The sequence below is a fragment of the Sphingobium sp. genome, assembly GCF_036170395.1.
GTDB lineage: Bacteria > Pseudomonadota > Alphaproteobacteria > Sphingomonadales > Sphingomonadaceae > Sphingobium.
On the sequence record NZ_JAVHPD010000026.1, the window covers coordinates 69,410 to 88,537 of the forward strand.

17 protein-coding genes are annotated in these 19,128 nt (G+C 65.4%); 7 read left to right on the forward strand and 10 right to left on the reverse strand.

The window, feature by feature from the left end; translation table 11 throughout:
* Positions 1–146 precede the first annotated feature (146 nt).
* On the forward strand, positions 147–608 hold the full coding sequence (locus V2B31_RS07910; protein ID WP_328277162.1) for a response regulator: 462 nt from the start codon (positions 147–149) through the stop codon (positions 606–608).
* Positions 609–681: 73 nt separating this feature from the next.
* Complete coding sequence (locus V2B31_RS07915; protein ID WP_328277164.1) at positions 682–2,016, forward strand: AmpG family muropeptide MFS transporter; 1,335 nt, start codon at positions 682–684, stop codon at positions 2,014–2,016.
* 6 nt (positions 2,017–2,022) lie between these two features.
* Here V2B31_RS07915 and V2B31_RS07920 read toward each other — a convergent pair whose 3' ends face one another.
* The 7 genes from V2B31_RS07920 to V2B31_RS07950 all read right to left on the reverse strand — a co-directional run bounded on the left by V2B31_RS07920 (position 2,023) and on the right by V2B31_RS07950 (position 8,544).
* Positions 2,023–2,460: a DUF6628 family protein gene (locus tag V2B31_RS07920; RefSeq protein ID WP_328277168.1), complete on the reverse strand. Its 438-nt coding sequence runs from the start codon at positions 2,458–2,460 to the stop codon at positions 2,023–2,025.
* A 69-nt stretch (positions 2,461–2,529) separates the two neighbouring features.
* A complete protein-coding gene (locus tag V2B31_RS07925) occupies positions 2,530–3,858 on the reverse strand; it encodes a bifunctional folylpolyglutamate synthase/dihydrofolate synthase (protein ID WP_328277170.1) in 1,329 nt (442 codons plus the stop codon).
* A gap of 21 nt (positions 3,859–3,879) precedes the next feature.
* Complete coding sequence (accD, locus tag V2B31_RS07930; RefSeq protein WP_328277172.1) at positions 3,880–4,731, reverse strand: acetyl-CoA carboxylase, carboxyltransferase subunit beta; 852 nt, start codon at positions 4,729–4,731, stop codon at positions 3,880–3,882.
* Positions 4,728–5,543 (reverse strand): tryptophan synthase subunit alpha, encoded by an 816-nt coding sequence (gene trpA, locus V2B31_RS07935; protein ID WP_328277176.1) that lies wholly within the window; start codon positions 5,541–5,543, stop codon positions 4,728–4,730. Before trpA ends, accD begins: the two co-directional genes overlap by 4 nt.
* A 129-nt stretch (positions 5,544–5,672) precedes the next feature.
* On the reverse strand, positions 5,673–6,914 hold the full coding sequence (gene trpB / locus V2B31_RS07940) for a tryptophan synthase subunit beta (RefSeq protein ID WP_328277178.1): 1,242 nt from the start codon (positions 6,912–6,914) through the stop codon (positions 5,673–5,675).
* Between the two features lie 96 nt (positions 6,915–7,010).
* The gene (locus V2B31_RS07945; RefSeq protein ID WP_328277180.1) at positions 7,011–7,652 is read right to left on the reverse strand and encodes a phosphoribosylanthranilate isomerase; all 642 of its coding nucleotides are present in this window, start codon (positions 7,650–7,652) and stop codon (positions 7,011–7,013) included.
* A 28-nt stretch (positions 7,653–7,680) separates the two neighbouring features.
* Positions 7,681–8,544 carry a lysophospholipid acyltransferase family protein gene (locus V2B31_RS07950; protein ID WP_328277182.1) on the reverse strand — a complete coding sequence of 288 codons (864 nt, stop codon included), beginning with the start codon at positions 8,542–8,544 and terminating at the stop codon, positions 7,681–7,683.
* Positions 8,545–8,594: 50 nt separating this feature from the next.
* On the opposite strand from V2B31_RS07950, the gene V2B31_RS07955 reads away from it, so the two are divergent.
* On the forward strand, positions 8,595–9,701 hold the full coding sequence (locus V2B31_RS07955; protein WP_328277184.1) for a glycosyltransferase: 1,107 nt from the start codon (positions 8,595–8,597) through the stop codon (positions 9,699–9,701).
* Position 9,702: 1 nt separating this feature from the next.
* On the opposite strand, the gene V2B31_RS07960 is transcribed toward V2B31_RS07955, so the two are convergent.
* Positions 9,703–10,050 (reverse strand): DUF952 domain-containing protein, encoded by a 348-nt coding sequence (locus tag V2B31_RS07960; protein WP_328277185.1) that lies wholly within the window; start codon positions 10,048–10,050, stop codon positions 9,703–9,705.
* A complete protein-coding gene (gene gyrA / locus V2B31_RS07965; protein WP_328277190.1) occupies positions 10,047–12,725 on the reverse strand; it encodes a DNA gyrase subunit A in 2,679 nt (892 codons plus the stop codon). Before gyrA ends, V2B31_RS07960 begins: the two co-directional genes overlap by 4 nt.
* 270 nt (positions 12,726–12,995) lie before the next feature.
* Between gyrA and V2B31_RS07970 the strand changes: the two genes are divergently transcribed.
* Together V2B31_RS07970 and V2B31_RS07975 are read left to right on the forward strand one after the other, a co-directional pair.
* Complete coding sequence (locus V2B31_RS07970) at positions 12,996–14,270, forward strand: hypothetical protein (RefSeq protein WP_328277193.1); 1,275 nt, start codon at positions 12,996–12,998, stop codon at positions 14,268–14,270.
* Positions 14,271–14,357: 87 nt separating this feature from the next.
* The gene (locus tag V2B31_RS07975) at positions 14,358–15,620 is read left to right on the forward strand and encodes a hypothetical protein (RefSeq protein ID WP_328277195.1); all 1,263 of its coding nucleotides are present in this window, start codon (positions 14,358–14,360) and stop codon (positions 15,618–15,620) included.
* 9 nt (positions 15,621–15,629) lie between these two features.
* On the opposite strand, the gene V2B31_RS07980 is transcribed toward V2B31_RS07975, so the two are convergent.
* Positions 15,630–16,103 (reverse strand): Lrp/AsnC family transcriptional regulator, encoded by a 474-nt coding sequence (locus V2B31_RS07980; RefSeq protein ID WP_328277197.1) that lies wholly within the window; start codon positions 16,101–16,103, stop codon positions 15,630–15,632.
* 166 nt (positions 16,104–16,269) lie between these two features.
* On the opposite strand from V2B31_RS07980, the gene V2B31_RS07985 reads away from it, so the two are divergent.
* Both V2B31_RS07985 and V2B31_RS07990 read left to right on the forward strand, forming a co-directional pair.
* Positions 16,270–17,973 carry a sensor histidine kinase gene (locus V2B31_RS07985; RefSeq protein WP_328277199.1) on the forward strand — a complete coding sequence of 568 codons (1,704 nt, stop codon included), beginning with the start codon at positions 16,270–16,272 and terminating at the stop codon, positions 17,971–17,973.
* Between the two features lie 36 nt (positions 17,974–18,009).
* A complete protein-coding gene (locus tag V2B31_RS07990; protein WP_328277200.1) occupies positions 18,010–19,047 on the forward strand; it encodes a polysaccharide deacetylase family protein in 1,038 nt (345 codons plus the stop codon).
* Positions 19,048–19,128: the final 81 nt, after the last annotated feature.

Genomic DNA, 19,128 nt, shown 5'->3' on the forward strand with positions numbered 1-19,128 from the left:
ATTCCCACATGCGTGCAAAGCCGGCATCAGGCTGAAATGTGCGACGCCGGCGTTCGAAAGATCGGTTTGGGCAACCCCGCCGGCAACCCGGCGCCGGGGCGCGGCGTTTCATCGGCTGCATGGCGGATAGAGGGCGGACTTGGCAAATGTTTTTCGGGCTGCTGAAGCAGGATGAGGGCAAGCCGCAACGGCGCAAGCGCAGCGTCCGCACCGTGCTGGTGGTGGAGGATGAGCCGCTCGTCGCCTTCGACAATGAACATGCGCTGGAGCAGGCGGGCTATCGCATCGCGGCGACCGTCAACGATTATGACCATGCTGTCAGGGTGATGGACGAGGGCGGGGTCGATCTGGTGATCGCCGATGTCGGCCTGCATGGCGAGCGCAACGGCATCGACGTCGCCCGCTATGCCGCCGCGCAGGGTTTGCCGGTGCTGTTCGTGACCGGCCGCTGCCCGATCGACGCGCGCTCGATTGCCATGGGGTGCCTTGCCAAGCCCTATGCGCCGCGCGACCTCATCGCGTCGATCGTGGTGATCGACGCCCTGCTGCGCGGGGTGCGTCGTCCGAAACTGCCGCCCGGCCTTAGCCTGTTCGACGCGCCGGACTGATCCCCGGCAAAGCGCTTGCGCGGGGAGCGCCAGGCCATATGGTGGCGCGTGATACGCTTTTCAGGGGACGCGAGTGACGACAACTGCCGAAAGGGCTGCTTCACGGTTGGATGTAATGCGCCCCTATTTCCGACAACGCCCGTTCATCGCTTTGCTTATAGGGATTTCGAGCGGATTTCCGCTGATGCTGCTGTTGGGCACCATGGGATATTGGCTTTCCAAGGTGGGCATCCAAAAATCAACCATCGGCTTCGCAATAGGCCTAACGACACCCTATACGCTAAAATGGCTGTGGGCTCCGCTCGTTGATAAATTGCCTTTACCAATTCTTACCCGACTATTAGGCCAGAGACGTGCATGGTTGTTTTTTATTCAGCTGCTGCTGTTTGGTGCCATATGGATGCTGGGGAGCAGTGATCCCGCCAATCAGCTTGGTTACTTTGCTTTTTGCGCCATTCTCGTGTCATTTCTTGGCGCGACGCAGGACATCGTTATCGACGCCTACCGCATCGAAATCCTTACCGACGAGGAGATGCCCTACGGCACCGCCACCAACCAGTTCGGCTATCGGCTTGGCGCATTTCTTTCGGGGGTTGGAACGATCTTCCTGTATTCGCCCGAAACGGGCCTGGGCCTTGGTTGGTCCCTCGCCTACGGATTGACAGGGCTGCTAGTATTGCCCGGCGCAATCGGTGCGCTCATCGCTGGGCCGGGCATCTACGTTGATCGACACGCTGAAATGCGCGGCCGCCATTTCGGTGCTTGGCTCAAAGAAACAGTCTTGAACCCCTTTTTGGAATTTCTGGGGCGACGCGGTTCGGTCCTAATTCTGCTATTTGTTCTGCTCTACAAAATCGGGGATGCGATGGGGCAGGGTATGCTCAACCCGATGATTGTCGACTTGGGCTTTTCCGACGCGGAGTTTATCGCAATCAACAAGGTGGTGGGATTTTGGGGGCTCATTCTCGGCACCGCGCTCGCTGCGCCCTTCATCACGTGGCTAGGCATGGGGAGGGCGCTGTTCTTTTCCGGCCTTATGATGATGCTCAGTAATCTGACCTTCGTCGGCGTCGCAATTAACGGTCATTCCAATTTGTGGCTTACTATCGCTGTTGCCACCGAGCAGATTACGAGCGGGATTGGCCTGACCGTTTTCGTCACCTATCTTTCTGGCTTGTCTAGCCTCGCTTACACCGCCACGCAGTTTGCCCTGTTGTCGTCCTTCGCGGCGGTTGGAAGAACGTGGCTCGCCGCACCTGCTGGGATAATCGCTGAGCGTGCGGGATGGGTCGGCTTTTGGCTAACTACCGTAGCGGCGGCTGTGCCGGGTATGCTACTGCTATGGTTGATTTGGCGAAAAGGCTTCGTAGTGGACAGCGTGCGACAACCCAGCACCCAGGACGATTAGCGCTAGTCAGCCCGCATAAAGCTCCAGCGGGCGGCCAAGGTCGCCATAGGCTTGCGCCACTGCCTGAAGGCAGGTGAGCGCGCCCAGCGCATGATCGTTGCCGAGCAGGCGGCTCACCCCGTCATAGGCGATATCGGCATTGCGTAGCGCGACCGCCGCCGCCTGCATCAGCAGCGCCTCGTCGGCCGTCATCCGCGCGCAGCAGCAGGGCGCGACCAATATCTTGCGACTCGACGCGCGCGCCAGTTCCAGCATCATCGCGCGCATCAGCACCAGCGGGCGGCGATAGCTGCGCCCGAAGGCACCGAGCATCGCGTTGGCGGCGTGCGCATCATTGACGCCGGCGCTCGCCATCCGGCGGATCCCGAAGAGGAAAAGTCGGCTGCCATAGCCGTCGGGCATCGGCCGGGGCAGGTCGAGGGGGGATGTCTCTCCATGGGGCATAGATTCGCGCCTTCTGCTGCGGGTTGATGCTCGCAGATTACGCTATTGCAAATCATTCGCAAGATAAAATCAGTCGGGAAGCTGGCCGTTGAGCCGCAACACCTCGCCCGCAAGATAAAGCGAGCCGGCGATCAGCAGCTTGGGGCTCGGTTCGGTCGCCGTCATTGCGGCGACGGCGCGCACGGCGCCCTCCGGCCCGTCGTGCGCGGTGCAGCCTATGCCCCAACGCGCAGCGATGGCGGCAAAACGCTGGGCCGGATGATGCTCATGCCCCGGCACCGGCAGGGGGTGGATGTGGGCGACCTTGCCAGAGAAGGGGGCGAGGAAGCGGTCCGCATCCTTGTTCGCCAACATGCCGATGATAAGATGCAATTGCTGGCCATTCAGCCGATCGGCGGTGAACCACTCGCTGATTGCCTTGCCCGCTGCTTCATTGTGCCCGCCGTCCAGCCAAGCGGTCGCATCCTCCAGCAGCGCCGCGAGTAAAGGCCCGCGCTCCAGCCGTTGCAGCCGCGCCGGCCAGTGTGCCCAGAGCGGCGCGGCCTTGAGCGCGGCTTCTGGCAGGGGGACGGCCTGCTGGTGCCGCAACATGGCGAAGGCGAGCGCGGCGTTCTGCACCTGATGCGCGCCGGCGAGGCGGGGCAGGGGCGTTTCCAGACGGCCATGCGCGTCGCGATAATGCAGCCGGTCGCGATAGGCTGCGCCGTCCCAGCCTTCACCCTGGCCGATCCATGTCGTACCGACCCGCGCCGCCGCTTCAGCCATGATGGGATGAAGGCTCTTGGAATAGCGCTGCGTCACGAGGGGCGCGCCCGTCTTGGCAATGCCGGCCTTTTCGGCGGCGATCTGCTCCAGCGTGTCGCCCAGGAACGCCTGATGATCGATGCCGAGCTGCGCGATGCCGCACACGACCGGATCGGCGATGACGTTGGTCGCGTCGAGCCGACCGCCCAAGCCCACTTCGATAATGCAGGCGTCGGCCGGATGCTCGGCGAAGGCGAGGAAGGCGGCGGCAGTCGTCACCTCGAAGAAGCTGGCATTCACTCCTTCGGCTATGTCCAGAACCCGCTCCAGATAGCGGGCGAGTTGCGCGTCCTCGATCAGCTTGCCGCCTATCCGAATCCGCTCGTTGAAGCGCACCAGATGGGGTGAGGTGAAGACATGGACGCTCTTGCCATCCGCTTCCATGGCGGCGCGCAGGAAGGCACAGGTCGATCCCTTGCCGTTGGTGCCGGCGACGTGGAAGACCGGCGGCAGCGCGCGGTGCGGATCGCCCAATCGCTCCAGCAGCCGCGTGATCCGCTCAAGCCCCAATATGTCCGCGCCGGGCGATAATGACCATAGCCGATCGAGTTGCGCCTGCACGGCCGGGCTATCGGAGACGGCATGGTCCGCCACGGCGCTTCCCCCGTCGATGGATCAGGCGGCGGCGCGCGGCGTCAGATAGCCGATCACCCGCGCTAGCGTGTCGCGCAGGTCGCGGCGATGCACCACCATGTCGAGCATCCCATGCTCCAGCAGATATTCGGCGCGCTGGAACCCGTCGGGCAGCTTTTCGCGGATCGTGCTTTCGATCACGCGCTGCCCGGCAAAGCCGATCAGGGCGTTGGGCTCGGCGATCTGGATGTCGCCCAGCATCGCGTAGCTCGCGGTGACGCCGCCGGTGGTCGGATCGGTCAGCACGACGATATAGGGCAGGCCCACCGCGTGCAGCTTCTGGATCGCCACGGTCGCGCGGGGCATCTGCATCAGGGAGAGAATGCCCTCCTGCATCCGCGCGCCGCCGGCGGCGGTGAAGATGACATAGGGGCATTTGTGGGCGATTGCGTCATTGACGCCCTGGATGAAGGCCGCACCCACGCCCATGCCCATGGAGCCGCCCATGAAGGCGAAATTCTGCACCCCCATCACCAGCGGCACATCGTCGATCGCGCCGCGCGCGTTGATCAGCGCATCCTGATCGCCCGTCGCCTGCCGCGCGGCCTTGATCCGGTCAGGATAGCGTTTGGAGTCGCGGAATTTGAGCGGGTCTTCCTGCACCGCCGGGGTCGGCAGCAGGATGAAGCCGGCGTCGAGTATCTGCTCGAACCGTTCGTTCGGCCCGATGCGGCCATGATGGTCGCAGCGCGGGCAGACGGAGAAATTTTCCTCCCACTCCTTGATGAAGATCATCTCCGCGCAGGACGGGCATTTGTGCCACAGCGTCTCGGCGGTGGTTTCCTTCTTCGCCATGAAGGGGATGGCGTTGCGAACGCGGTTGATCCAGCTCATGCGGCGGTCTCCTGGGTTCGGGTGAGCGCGTTGCTGAGCGACGCGACGAATTCGCGGACGAAGGGCGCGGCAGCGTCGCCATGGCTGCCGACGATATCGACGATGGCGGAGCCGACGACGACGCCGTCCGCGACGCGGCCGATGGCGGCGGCCTGATCGGGCGTGCGGACGCCGAAGCCGACCGCGATCGGCAGGTCGGTGGCGGCCTTGAGGCGGCTGACCGCCAGCTCGATCGACGCTTGCGCCGCCTGCTGCTTGCCGGTGATCCCGGCGACGGCGACATGATAGAGGAAGCCGCTCGCGCCATCGAGAACGGCGGGCAGGCGGGCGGCGTCGGTCGTCGGCGTCGCAAGGCGGACGAGGTGGACGCCGGTCGCGCGCAGGGCCGGGCCGATCTCGGCGTCCTCTTCGGGCGGCACATCGACGCAGATGACGCCGTCGACGCCGGCCGTGCGGCACTGGTCGGCGAACCAGTCCGCCCCGCGCACCAGCATCGGGTTGGCATAGCCCATCAGGATCAGCGGCGTGTCGGGATGGCGCGCGCGGAAATCGGCGGCGATGGCGAAGATGTCCTTCGTCTTGGTGCCCGACCCCAGGCTGCGGAGATTGGCGAGTTCGATCGCCGGGCCGTCAGCCATCGGATCGGTGAAGGGCATGCCAAGCTCGATGATGTCCGCGCCGCCAGCAACGAGCGCGTCGAGGATCGCGGCGGAGGACGCCACATCGGGATCGCCCCCGGTGACGAAAGTGATGAGCGCGGCGCGGCTTTGCGCGCGGCAGGCGGCGAAGCGGGTGGAGAGGCGGTCAGTCATCGGCAATTCCCAACGTCCGTTCGCCCTGAGCCTGTCGAAGGGCTATTTTTCTTTTTGCACCTCGGAAGAGAGAAGTGCAGTGCTTCGACAGGCTCAGCCCGAACGACGTCGGGGACAATCTGCTGGCGCTCACATCTCCACTCCCAACGCATCCGCAACCGTGAAGATGTCCTTGTCCCCCCGGCCCGAGAGGTTGACGACGATGATCTGATCCGCGTCCAGCGTCGGCGCGACCTGCTCGGCGGCGGCGATGGCGTGGGCGGATTCGAGCGCGGGGATGATGCCCTCCAGCTTTGACAGCGTCTGGAAGCTCTCCAGCGCCTCGTCGTCCCGGATCGGCATATATTTGACCCGGCCGATCTCGTGCAGCCAGCTATGCTCCGGCCCGATGCCGGGATAGTCGAGGCCCGCCGAGATGCTATGCGCCTCGGTGATCTGGCCGTCCTCGTCCTGGAGCAGATAGGTGCGGTTGCCGTGCAATATGCCCGACGCGCCACCGGCCAACGACGCGGCGTGCTTCTTGTCGAGGCCCTCGCCCGCCGCCTCCACGCCGATCATCGCCACTTCGGGATCGTCCAGGAAGGGATGGAACATGCCGATCGCGTTGGAACCGCCGCCGACCGGCGCGATCAGCAGGTCGGGCAGGCGGCCTTCGGCCTCCAGCATCTGCCCGCGGGTTTCCTTGCCGATCACGGACTGGAAATCGCGCACCAGTTCGGGGTAGGGATGCGGCCCCGCCGCCGTTCCGATGATGTAGAAAGTGTCATGCACGTTCGACACCCAGTGGCGGAGCGCGTCATTCATCGAATCCTTGAGCGTCGAAGAGCCCGAATGGACCGGCACCACCTCCGCGCCGAGCAGCTTCATGCGAAAGACGTTGGGCTTCTGCCGCTCGACATCCTTCGCGCCCATGAAGATCTTGCATTCCAGCCCGAAGAGTGCGGCGACGGTCGCGGTGGCGACGCCATGCTGGCCCGCGCCTGTTTCCGCGATCACCTTCTTCTTGCCCATGCGCCGGGCGAGCAGCGCCTGACCGATGCAATTGTTGATCTTGTGCGCGCCGGTGTGGTTCAGTTCCTCGCGCTTCAGGTAGATTTTCGCGCCTTTGCCCGGCTCCGCCTTCGCCCGCAGCGCCTCGGTCAGGCGGCCGGCATAATAAAGCGGGTTGGGGCGGCCGACATAGGTGCGGAGCAACTCCGCCATCTCTTCATCGAACGCGGGGTCGGCCTTCGCCGCCTTGTAGACCTTCTCCAGCTCAAGGATCAGCGGCATCAGCGTTTCGGCGACGTAACGGCCGCCGAACGCCCCGAAATGGCCGCTGGCGTCGGGCTGGCTGCGCAGGCTGTTGGGCAAGCTTATGGTGTCGGTCATCGATCGGGCTTTCTGAAAGGACATGTATGGGCGTTCGCTTGGGGGCAAGCGATCAGCGCCATCGTCCTTCGATACGCGCGCGGCGAGAAATCGGCGTCAACATGCGGACACCGCTTTGCAGAAGGCCATGATCTTGTCCACACTCTTGATGCCCGGCGCGTCCTCGATGCCCGAAGAGACATCGATCAGCGGCGCGGCGGTCAGGCGGATCGCCGCGCACACATTGTCGGGGGACAGCCCGCCCGATAGGCCCCAGGGGATTGCGGGATTGGCGTCACGCAGCAGCGTCCAGTCGAAGCGCATCCCCATGCCGCCAGGCAGCGTGCCTTCGGGCGTCTTCGCATCGAACAGCAGCAGGTCGGCCGCGCCGGCATAGGCGCTCGCCCGGTCGATATCGGCGCGGGTCTTGACCGAGATTGCCTTCCACACCGGCAGGCCGAAGCGGTGGCGGACGGCGGCGACCCGCGCGGGGCTTTCCTTGCCGTGGAGTTGCAGCGCCGTTAGCGCCCCGGTGCCGGCGAGGCGGGCGATCTGGTCGTCATCGGCATCGACCAGCACGGCGACGCGACCGACATGATCTGGCACGGGAGCCGCCAACGCCCTGATCTGATCGGGTTCTACATGGCGCGGGCTTTTCGGGAAATGGACGAAGCCGAGATGGCTCGCCCCTGCGCGTACCGCCGCGCCCACGGTCTCGGCCGTCGAAAGGCCGCACATCTTGATCGCGAGTCGGGACATGGGGTGGCGCTGTAGCGGGGAACGCCGCTCAAGTCACATGATGGCCGGGCGCGGTCAGGTCCATGTCGTGCAGGGCGAGCCATTCGTCGGCATGGGCGATGCAGGCCGCGCCCAGGAAGCGATCGAGTTCGGCCACGATCTCCGCATCGCTCATCGTCGTGGGATCGAGCGGCGGATGCCAGTGCAGGTCGAAATGTGGTCCTCCGGTGCGCACGAGGTAGAAGGGCAGGAACTGCGCTCCGACCTTGCGCGCCAGCCGCAGCGCGATCGAGAGATTGCCCGTCGGCTCTAGCGGTCGTCCGAAAGTCGGGAACCAGACCTGAAGATCGCGGCGCTCGTCAGCGAGGATGTAGAGAGTCGCGCGGTCCTTCTGCGTCAGATGCTTGAGCACGCCGCGCGCCGCGCCTTCGCCGCCGATCGCCTCACCCATGTAGCTGGAGCGCGCCTTCTTGAGCTGCGCCGCGATCTTCGGGTCGTCGGGATCTTCATAGACGCCGAGACCCGGCCGGTCGGTCGACCATTTGATATGGGCGGCGAGCAGATCCCAGTTGCCGAGATGGCAGGTGAAGGCGATCATCGGGCCGGGGCCGTCGAGTACCGTCTGATAACCCGACTTGTCGATCACGCGCACATGCGCGTCGTTCACCAGCCGGTCGATATTGGCGAGTTCGCCCATGGTGCGGCCGATATTGACCCAGCGCCGGGTCAGCATCGCCTCGCGCTCGGCTTCGGGCAGGTCGGGGCGCAGGATGGCGAGATTGGCGCGGGCGCGGGCGTCGCGCAACTTCATGCGCGGCCGCGCTACCCGCAGCGACAGGAAGCCGCCCAGCCACGACGCGACCGGCGCGGGCAGCCATCGCAGCAACCAGAAGAGAAAGGGGTTGGAGAGCATCGCCCGAGCGTCATACAGGAGCGGTCGGAACGGTAAAGAGGCGCGCGGGCATGATCTGGCTATGGCTGCTGCTACAGGCGCTGACGCTCATCGGCGTGCTCAATTACTGGTGGCACCTGCCAAGGGGTCGGAAGGAGGAAGCGCCCGATGGCACGGTCGTGATCCTGTGCGTCCGCGACGATTGGGACGGCGGGCCGGGCCTGATGGCGCGCCTCTGGGCGCAAAGCGCGCCGTTTCGGCTGATCCTTGCGACGTCGGGGAATTGCCCTGCTGCGGTGGCGCTGGCAGGGGAGGGGGTGCAGGTCGTTTCGGCCGGCGTCGCCACAGAGGAGGGGCAGAAGGTCCACAAGCTGCGCGCCGCGCTCGGGGCGCTGAGGCCGGAGGACAGATGGCTGGTCTTCATCGACGCCGACATAGAGCCATCGGCGCGCTTGATCGGACGGCTGCTCTTTCCGCTCGTCCGGGGCAAGGCGGACATGTCTACCGGCTACCGGCTGCTGCTGCCTGAAGCGGGCGTACTGGCCGCGCTGGTGGGCGCGGTGGAGATGCAGTTGGCGACCCTACCTCGTTTCGCTAGCGCAACGATGCCGTGGGGCGGCGCCATGGCGATAGCTCGCGATGTTGCCGACCGGCTGGATCTTGACTCGGTGCTGGCCGGCCGCCTGTCCGACGATATGGCGATCGGCCTTGCCGGCTGGCGCGCCAAGCTGAGGCTGCGTCCAGTGCGTGATCTGCTGGTGGCAAGTCCGCTGTCGGGCGATGCGCGCAGCCTGATCGGCTTTGGCGTCCGCCAATATCGGCATATTTTCACCAATAGCGTCGGCATGTGGGCGCTGGCTACGGGCGTGGTCGCGGTCCAGTCCGCGGGCTGGCTATGGGCGCTGGGCTTGGGTGGCTGTCCGGCGGTCGCGATCGGCTATGGCGCGGCCTGGGGCAGGGCGCTCGTGCGCCGCCGCATCGTCGGCGCGGTGGTGGAGCCGGAACAAGCTGTGAAGGCGCGGCGCTCGCTGATGTGGGATGTCGCCGCGCCCTTCCTCGTCACCTGGGCGCATCTGGCGGTGCAGGTCGCCGCCGCGACCTCGAACCGCATTCGCTGGGGCGACTGGGATCATCGGGTCGAAAAAGGTCGCGTCGTCCAGATGGAGCGAAGCGGCTAGGTCAGAACCCCGCCGGAAACAGGTGCCGCCCATCCTCGCCGATCCGCAGCACCACCTTGCCGGCCACCGCGCTTATGGGCAGGTCACCATAGAGGTGCGGGAAGAGCGCGCCGCCGCGCGACCCTTCCCACTTCACCGCGTCGCCGAACGGCGCGAGGTCGATCATCAGCATGACCAGCCGATCCTGCCCCGCGAAATGCTTCGCCACCGTCTCCGCCGCCTGTTCGCGGGTGGACATATGGATATAGCCGTCCGCCAGATCGACGGGTGCGCCCTTGAACACCCCGTCCGCCTTGAACTGCGCGAACTGTTCGGCGGTCAGTACCTTGTAGGCGAACAGATCGCTCACGTTTCAGAGCTGTCCAGCTCGCTGTCCGCTTCGCTTTCCTCGATCTTCGCGGCGCTCACGACATGCTCATTGTCGGAGACGTTGAACAGGCGCACGCCCGCCGAATTGCGACCGATGACACGCAGGCTGTCGAGGCCCATACGGATCAGCTTTGCCTGATCGGTGACGAGCATCAACTGGTCGGCGCGGGTCGCGGGGAAGCTGGCGACGACGGGGCCGTTGCGGGCGATATTGTCGATATTGGTGATGCCTTGGCCACCGCGGCCGGTGCGGCGATATTCATAGGCGGAGGACAGCTTGCCATAGCCGTTGGCGCAGACGGTGAGGATGAATTGCTCGGCCTCCTGCATATGCGCGAACAATGCGCGGTCCTGCATCTCGCCATCCTTCTCCGGCTTCCATGGGGCGTAGCGAAGATACTCCTCGCGCTGCTCGGCGTCCGCGCCAGAGCGGTGCAGGACGGAGAGGGAGATGACTTCATCGCCGTCTGCCAGCTTCATGCCGCGCACGCCGGTCGAGTTGCGGCTCTGGAATTCGCGCACATCGTCCGCCTGGAAACGGATCGCCTTGCCCTGCCGGGTGGCGAGCAGCACGTCGTCGCTCTCGTCAAGCAGGGCGACGCCGATCAGGCGATCATCTTCGTCCTCGCCCTCGAACTTCATCGCGATCTTGCCGTTGGATGGCACGTTGGCGAAAGCGTCCATGCTGTTGCGGCGGACCGATCCCTTGGCGGTCGCGAACATGACGTGGAGCTTGCCCCACTCCGCCTCGTCCTCCGGCAGCGGCAGGACGGTGGAGATCGTCTCGCCCGGCCCGAGCGGCAGCAGGTTGACCATCGGCCGCCCGCGTGTTGCCGGGCCGCCTTCGGGCAGGCGCCAGACCTTGAGGCGATAGACCTTGCCGGCGGTGGAGAAAAACAGGACCGGCGTGTGGGTCGAGGTCACGAACAGTTCGGTGACGGCGTCCTCATCCTTGGTCGCCATGCCCGACCGGCCCTTGCCGCCGCGCGCCTGCGCCCGGAAGGTGTCAAGCGGGGTGCGCTTGATATAGCCCTGCATGGTCACGGTGACGACCATGTCCTCGCGCTCGATCAAATCCTCGTCCTCGATCCCGTCGGCGGCGGCGGTGATTTCGGACAGGCGCGGGGTGGCGAATTCGCGCTCGATCGCCTCGAACTCCTCGCGCATGACGGCGTAGAGCTTCACCCGGTCGGCGAGGATGGCGAGATATTCGGTGATGGCGCCCGCCAGCTCGGCCAGTTCCTTGCCGATCTCGTCGCGTCCCAGCGCGGTCAACCGATGCAGGCGCAGGTCGAGGATGGCGCGGACCTGAATGTCGGAGAGCTGGTAGCTTTCGCCGGTGACTTCGGTCTCGATCGCCTCGACCAGCTTCAGATAGGGCGCGATCTCGCCGATCGGCCATTCGCGCGCCAGCAGCGCCTCGCGCGCTTCGGCCGGGCTGGATGAACCGCGGATGATCTTCACCACCTCGTCAAGGTTGGTGACGGCGACGACGAGGCCGAGCAAGATGTGCGCGCGGTCCCGCGCCTTCGCCAGCTCATATTTGGTGCGCCGGGTGATGACCTCTTCGCGGAACCTTACGAACGCCTCGATGATCTCCCGCAGGCCCAAAATCTCGGGTCGCCCACCGCGAATGGCAAGCATGTTGGCGGGGAAGCTCGATTGCGCGGGCGTGTTGCGCCACAGCTGGTTGAGCACGACTTCGGGCGTCGCGTCGCGCTTCAGGTCCATGACGATCCGCACGCCCTCGCGGCTGGATTCGTCGCGAATGTCGCTGATGCCCTCGATCCGCTTGTCCTTGGCGGCTTCGGCGATCTTTTCTACCAGCCCCGACTTGCCGACCTGATAGGGGATGGCGGTCAGGACGATCGACTGGCGGTCGCCGCGCCCTTCCTCGATAACATGGCGGGAGCGCATCATGATCGAGCCGCGCCCGGTATGATAGGCGCTGCGCGCGCCCGATTGGCCGAGGATCAGCGGCGCGGTGGGGAAATCGGGGCCAGGGACGATCTGGATCAGTTCGTCCGTAGTGATGCCAGGATTGTCGATATAGGCGAGGCAGGCGCGCAGCACTTCGCCGAGATTATGCGGCGGGATATTGGTCGCCATGCCGACCGCGATGCCGCCGGCGCCGTTCACCAGCAGATTGGGGAAGCGCGCCGGGAGCACCTGCGGCTCGCTTTCCGAAGCGTCGTAATTGGGGGTGAAATCGACCGTGTCCTTGTCGAGATCCTCGAGCAGCGCGTTCGCGACCTTCGCAAGCCGCGCTTCGGTGTAGCGCATCGCTGCCGGCGGATCGGGGTCCATGGAGCCGAAATTGCCCTGACCGTCGATCAACGGCACCCGCATCGACCAGTCCTGCGTCATGCGCGCCAAGGCGTCATAGATCGAGCTGTCGCCGTGCGGGTGATATTTACCCATCACCTCGCCGACGAGGCGGGCGGACTTGCGATAGGGGCGGTTGTAGACGAAGCCCGATTCCTGCGCGGAGAAGAGAATGCGGCGGTGGACCGGCTTTAGCCCGTCGCGCACATCCGGCAGGGCGCGGGCGACGATGACGGACATGGCATAGTCGAGATAGCTGGTCTTCATCTCCTCGACGATGGAGATGGGGCTGATGTCCGAAGGGTCGGCGAGGACGGTCTCGTCGGTCAAAGCGATTCTCTTGTTGGATGGTGCGGGTTGATGCCACTGCCCTAGCCGAGCGAAACAAATCTGTCACCCCTCGCGCGCACGCGCGCCTGCGCGTGCAGGCAAAGCGGCGTGCGGCCGCAATGGGATCGCGGCCGGAACGAAAGCGGGCGCATAACAGTTGCAAAGCGCGCCAAATTAGGGTTGTTCAATGCCCGTTCACGCGCCGTCCCCTAACCGGCGCTCAATCGCAGACAAGGTCGCCAGATCTGGCGCGCAGAGGAGATGAGGATCATGCGTTTTGTTACCCCGGTGGCGCTCGCGTTGGCTTTGGCGCTGACGGGCGGAGCGGTTTCGGCCCCCGCCTTTGCCGCGAAGAAGGACGAGAAGAAGGCCGGGCCGAAGCTGAACGTGTCGCCCGACGTCATCAAGTCGCTTCAGGCCGCGCAGAAGGCGATGGAAGCGCAGGATTTCGCCGCCGCCAAGACGGCGGTCGCCGACGCGGACAGCAAAGCGAAGTCCAATGACGACAAATATCAGATCGGCGCGATCAAGCTCAATCTGTCGATCACGTCCAAGGACACGGCGCTCCAGTCCGAGGCGCTGAACCAGATGCTCGACAGCGGCCTGACCCCGCCCGAACAGGCCGGCCAGTTCAACGCCATTGCAGCCGACCAGGCGCTCCAGGCGAAAAATTATGACGTTGCGCTCCAGCGCGGCCAGGCGGCGCTGGCTGCGGGATACAAGGCTGAGGCGGTGCAGCCGACACTGGCGCAGGCCTATTTTGCCAAGGCTGGCACGACCAACGTCTCGGCCGAGCCCGCACGGGGCTTCACGCAGCAAGGTCTTGCAGCGCTGAAAGCTGGCGCCGATGCGATGAAGGCGTCGGGGCAACCGGTTCCGGTGCAATGGTATCAGATCGGCGTCAGCCGTGCGGAGGCCGCCAAGCTGCCTGAAGTCACCGAATGGGCGAAATGGGCCTATGAGGCAGCGCCCAATGGCGAAAATCTTCGCACGCTGGTCCGCCTGTTCCAGCGCGCCAATCCCTCCATCTCGAACCGTGAAAATCTCGATGTTCTGCGCCTCCTCGGCGCGTCCGATGGTCTCGTCATCGCCGCCGACTATCTTGAATATGCCGAAATGGCGTCCAAGACGGGCATTTATGGCGAAGTGAAGACGGTGATCGACAAGGGCCGGTCCAAAGGGACGTTGAATGCGTCTCAGGGCGGCGACCTGTATCAGCCGGCTGTTGCCAAGATCGCCGGGGACAAGAGCACTCTGGGCGCGGCCGAAGCGGACGCGCAGAAGGCCGCCAACGGCAAGATCGCGGCTGCAACCGGCGACGCTTATCTCGGCTATGGCGATTATGCCAAGGCGGCGGCCATGTTCGAACTCGCCAAGCAGAAGGGCGGGGTGGATGCGGACGAGGTCAACACCCGCCTCGGGATCGCCAAGACGCTGGGCGGCGACACCGCTGGCGCGAAGGCGGCGTTCGAGTCTGTCCAGGGCGGGTCGCGCAAGCAGGTTGCGGGCCTCTGGATTTCCTATCTCGGCACCAAGGGCGCCTGATCCAAAAAGCCGCGCCGCCATTGCGATGTTGGCGGCGCGGCTTTTCCAACACTGATAATCCTGCTGCGGGGAAGGGCCTTTTCGGCCATGCTCAGTCGTTTCAAGCTGGTTCGCCTGTCGCTCCTGGCGGCGTCGATGGCGCTGCTCCCCACACCGGCTTTTGCCAAGAAGAAGCCGCTGGACGTCGGCCCGCCGATCCTGATGTCGGACGGCTTCCGCGCCGATGCGCAGATGGCGGACGCGGCGCTGAAGGCACGCGACGCAGCGAAGGCCGCGCCCCGCGTTGCGGCGCTGATGCCTGCCAATGATTTCGAATCCTATGTCGCTGCCAGCATGCGCTTTCAGCTCGCCTTGCTGCGGAGCGACGTGCGCGCGCAGCGTCTGGCGCTGACCGACCTGTTCAAGACCAGCGCCCTGCCACGCGCGGAGGCGCCGCGCCTGCGCTATGTCGCGGCCTATCTGTCCTTCCTCGTCGGCAATTATGACGATGCGACCGCGCAGCTCGATTATGCCCGAACGCTCGGCTATCAGGGCGTCGACGCCACGATGCTGCGCGCCGACATCGCCCTGCGCCGCAACAAGCCGAAGGAAGCGCGCCCCTATGTGCAGGCGGCGATCGCGCAGCAGAAGGCGGAGGGGAAAGCTGTTCCAGCCGCCTGGACCGACCGCGCCATTTCCATGGCCTATCAGGCGGGCGACTGGACCGAACTCGGCCAGCTCTACCGCGAGCGACTGGCGCAGATCGACAATCGCGAAGAATGGCGCACGGCGATCGTCAATTATCAGGCCGCCGCCGCGATGGAGCCGCAATTGCAGCTCGATCTCTACCGGCTTCAGGCCGCAAATGGCGCGATGGCAAGCGAGCGGGACTATCAAAACTATGCCCAGGCCGCAGAAAAATCCGGCTATTATGCCGAGGCCAAGGCGATCATCGAAGCCGGCCGCGCCGCTGGCAAGCTGACCCCCAACCAGCCGGCGACAAGCCAGTTGCTCAAGTCCGTGACGCCCAAGGCGGTGAAGGAGATTAAGAGCCTGAATATGGACGCCGCCAAGCTGTCAACCTCGGCCAATGGCAAGGCGGCTCTGGCGGCGGCGGACAGCTATTTCTCCATGAGCCAGTTTCCCAAGGCCGCCGAACTGTACCGCGTTGCGCTGGCGAAGGGCGGAATCGACGCCGACCGCGCCAGCGCCCGTCTGGGCGTTGCCCTCGCACGCTCGGGTGACCTCGCCAATGCGCAAGCAACTCTGGCGCAGGCGGGGGGCAAGTGGATCGGCGTTGCCGGCTTCTGGTCGATCTGGGTCGATCACCGCAGCCAGAGCGCGGGCCTCAAGACGCCACCTGCGACCTGACCCGCGCTGTCAAACCGGCAGCGGCACGCCGGGCAGGTTCTTGGATGTGCGTATCGTAAGGGATGTCTTGACGCTCACGACATTGGGCGCGGGTGTCAGCTTCGACGTCAGAAACTGCTGGAAGCTCTGCAAATCCTTCGCCACCACCTTCAGGATGAAGTCGATCTCGCCGTTCAGCATATGGCATTCGCGCACTTCGGGCAGCGCGGCGACATGGTCCTGAAACGCTTTGAGGTCGGCCTCCGCCTGGCTTTTGAGGCTGACCATCGCGAAAACGGTGATGGTGTAACCCAGCATCGCTGGATCAACGACAGCATGATAGGATGTGATTGCGCCCGCTTCCTCCAGCGCGCGAACCCGCCGCAGGCAGGGTGGCGCGGTCAGCCCCACTTTTCGGGCCAGATCGACATTGGTCATCCGTCCGTTTTGCTGCAATTCCCCCAGAATTTGCAGGTCGATATCGTCGATATTGGGGCCGGCCATTGAAGTGATTATTTCCTGTCCTGTTAACGCCACCCATCATAATAATATTTCAGGCCAATGCAATTGTCCCACTATGCGACGATCGTTTTCGATCGCGGTCAACGGCCCTTCCCCTTTGCGGCTGCAGGCCCTATCGGTAGGAAAGCCGGTCCTGGTTCGCGGCGCTATGGGGATTTTGGTGCGTTTCGACGATCTCATGCAGACGGTGCTGGCGGCGGACGATCGCGCCGGGCTGAGCGCGGTGACGTTGTGGCGGCAATGCGCCGATTTGCTGGCGCAGCGGGACCGCGCCGACCGGCCAGGCATGAGCGAGGATGAACGCGACGCGCTGCTCGAGCGGCTGGAAGCGCTCCAGCCCCGCCTTACCGAAACCCAGCGGATTGCGAGCGTCGTCGAACTGGGCAGCCGCCTGCGCTCGCCCGCCCTCGTGCGCTTTTTCGCCCATGATCGCCCGTCGATCGCAGCGGCGGCGATGGCCCGGGCGCAATTGCCGGATGCGGCCTGGGTCGACCTTCTGCCGCAACTCACCCCGACAGCGCGGGGCGTGCTGCGGGGGCGGCGCGACGTGGGGCCCGCCACCCGGCAGGCGCTCGAAGCCTTCGGCGCGCATGATCTGGTGTTGACGACGGTGCGCACCGACATGGTGGGCGATCCCGACATGCTGCTGACGCCGGACATGGCGGAAGCCGATGAGGCGGCTAAGCACGAGATCGCGCCGACCGGCGGCGAGGACCAGATTCGCAATCTGGTGGACCGCATCGCCCGCTTCACCAGCAACCGCAAGCCCCCTGCCGTCGACGAAAGCCCGCCGCCGCCCGCAACCGCAGCGCCGCGCGCCTTCGCGTTCGAGACCGACGCCGCCGGCACCATCCTCTGGATCGATCAGGGGCCGCGCGCCGCTCTGATCGGCCTGTCGATGGGCGACGCCGCGCTGGAGGGCGGCAGCGGCCCTGACGGCCATGTCGCAGGCGCCTTCGCCCGGCGCAGCGGGTTTCAGAATGGCCGCTTCACCATCGTCGGCGGAACGATGGCGGGCGAATGGCGGGTGTCGGCAACACCCTTCTTCGATCCGCGCTCGGGCCGGTTCCAGGGCTATCGCGGCCAGGCGCGCCGCCCCTATCTACATGAAGTGGCGAGCGAACCGCGTCCCGCCACCATGGCGATCGCCGGCCTGTCCGCTGACTCGCTGCGCCAGTTGGTTCATGAACTGCGCACGCCTCTGAACGCCATATTGGGCTTTGCCGAGATCATCGAGCAGGAGCTGTTCGGTCCCGCCGGGGTCGAATATCGCGAAATGGCGGGGAAGATCGCTCTGGACGCACGTCACCTGCTGGTCGCGTTCGACGATCTCGATCTTGCCGCTCGAGTCAGCCGGGGCGACGGCGGGGGGGCACCGCAGCCAGTCGATCCCGCGCTGCTGGTAGCGCAGGTGGCGAGCCGCTTCCACGAGCAGGGCGGCGCGACGATCGACATCGCAATCGCGCCCGACCTGCCGCAGGTGCGCGTCGATTCGGTGCAGGGCGAACGAATGGTGCAGCATCTGCTCCGCACCGCCGTGTCTGTCACGACGGACGGAACGGCGATCACCGGCGCCTGCTGGCTTCAGCCTGATGGGGGTGCCGGGCGCGTGATTCTGGCGATAGACCGCCCGGCGACGCTGGCGGGCCTGGAGGAGAGCGAATTGCTTGATCCTGGCTATCAGGGCGACGGCGATTGGGCGGACGGGCCGCTTCTGGGCCTCGGCTTTTCGCTGCGGCTGATCCGGGGACTGGCGGCGACCTGTGGCGGCAGCCTGGACATCGACGCCGCGCGTTTTCTCCTCGCGATGCCGGCTGTCAGCGCTGTCGGCGAGCGGGTGGGGCAGGGCTAAACCCTATCGCAACCATTGCGACTTAGGGAAAGGCGCATGACCCTTCCCGACCATGACGGCAATCTGCTGCGCGCGCCGCTGCCGCAGGACAGGATCGCGCTCGATCCCGGCTTCGGCACTCGCTTCATGCTGTTCGTCGATACCGAGGAAGAGTTTGACTGGGACGCACCGTTCAGCCGTACCGGCCACGGCGTCACCGTGATCGAGGGGATGGCGCGCGGCCAGGCTTATTTCGCTGCCGCCGGGGTGAAGCCCATCTATGTGACCGACTATCCGGTCGTCGATGACGATCGCGCAGCGGGCATGATGGGGCAATGGCTCGCTGATGGCGCGGCCGACATCGGCGCGCATCTCCACCCCTGGGTCAACCCACCCCATGTCGAGGCGGTGAACGCCGCCAACAGCTATGTCGGCTTCCTGCCCGAGGCGGTCGAGCGCGCCAAGCTGGAGGCGCTGTGCCAGCGGATCGAAGCCCGGTTCGGCCGCCGCCCGATCGCCTATCGCGCGGGCCGCTACGGGGTCGGGCCGAACAGCGCGCGGCTGCTCGAAGCGGCCGGCTTCCGGCTTGACACGTCGGTCCGCAGCCGGTTCGACTATAGCAAGCAGCATGGCCCGGATTTCCATGGCCTGCCGCAGAATCCCTATTGGGCGGGGCCGACGCGGTCGCTGGTCGAACTGCCCCTCTCGACCGCGTTCGTCGGACTGCTACGGGGTGGAGGCGAGCGCCTTTATCGCCGGGCATTGGCGATGGGGCCGCTGGCCGGAGCGCTGTCGCGTGCGCGCATGTTGAGCCGCGTGCCGCTGACCCCCGAAGGCGTTCCCGCGCAGGAAGCAATGGTAGCGATCGACGCGCTGATCGAGGAGGGCGTGCGCGTCCTCAATCTCAGCTTCCACTCGCCTACGCTCGCGCCGGGCCATACACCCTATGTCCGCGACGAGAGCGATCGCGATGCCTTTTATGGCTGGTGGGACCGGGTGCTCGCCCATCTGGCGCGGCGGGGGGTGCGGGCGGCGAGCCTCGACCAGCTTCTCGCCGCCGTGCCGCCGCGCACTATGGCTTGCAAAGCGGCCTGAGCCTGCCTAATCGGGCGATGTCAACGGGTGGGGCCTGTAGCTCAATGGTTAGAGCTGGCCGCTCATAACGGCTAGGTTGCG

Excerpts from the sequence above, each read along its gene's own strand:
- V2B31_RS07950 (WP_328277182.1), bottom strand. The coding sequence starts at position 8,544 with ATGCTCTCCAACCCCTTTCTCTTCTGGTTGCTGCGATGGCTGCCCGCG.
- V2B31_RS07985 (WP_328277199.1), top strand. The coding sequence starts at position 16,270 with ATGGGGATTTTGGTGCGTTTCGACGATCTCATGCAGACGGTGCTGGCG.
- V2B31_RS07990 (WP_328277200.1), top strand. The coding sequence starts at position 18,010 with ATGACCCTTCCCGACCATGACGGCAATCTGCTGCGCGCGCCGCTGCCG.
- V2B31_RS07955 (WP_328277184.1), top strand. The coding sequence starts at position 8,595 with ATGATCTGGCTATGGCTGCTGCTACAGGCGCTGACGCTCATCGGCGTG.
- V2B31_RS07910 (WP_328277162.1), top strand. The coding sequence starts at position 147 with ATGTTTTTCGGGCTGCTGAAGCAGGATGAGGGCAAGCCGCAACGGCGC.
- V2B31_RS07920 (WP_328277168.1), bottom strand. The coding sequence starts at position 2,460 with ATGCCCCATGGAGAGACATCCCCCCTCGACCTGCCCCGGCCGATGCCC.
- V2B31_RS07975 (WP_328277195.1), top strand. The coding sequence starts at position 14,358 with ATGCTCAGTCGTTTCAAGCTGGTTCGCCTGTCGCTCCTGGCGGCGTCG.
- trpB (WP_328277178.1), bottom strand. The coding sequence starts at position 6,914 with ATGACCGACACCATAAGCTTGCCCAACAGCCTGCGCAGCCAGCCCGAC.
- accD (WP_328277172.1), bottom strand. The coding sequence starts at position 4,731 with ATGAGCTGGATCAACCGCGTTCGCAACGCCATCCCCTTCATGGCGAAG.
- V2B31_RS07945 (WP_328277180.1), bottom strand. The coding sequence starts at position 7,652 with ATGTCCCGACTCGCGATCAAGATGTGCGGCCTTTCGACGGCCGAGACC.
- V2B31_RS07980 (WP_328277197.1), bottom strand. The coding sequence starts at position 16,103 with ATGGCCGGCCCCAATATCGACGATATCGACCTGCAAATTCTGGGGGAA.
- trpA (WP_328277176.1), bottom strand. The coding sequence starts at position 5,543 with ATGACTGACCGCCTCTCCACCCGCTTCGCCGCCTGCCGCGCGCAAAGC.
- V2B31_RS07970 (WP_328277193.1), top strand. The coding sequence starts at position 12,996 with ATGCGTTTTGTTACCCCGGTGGCGCTCGCGTTGGCTTTGGCGCTGACG.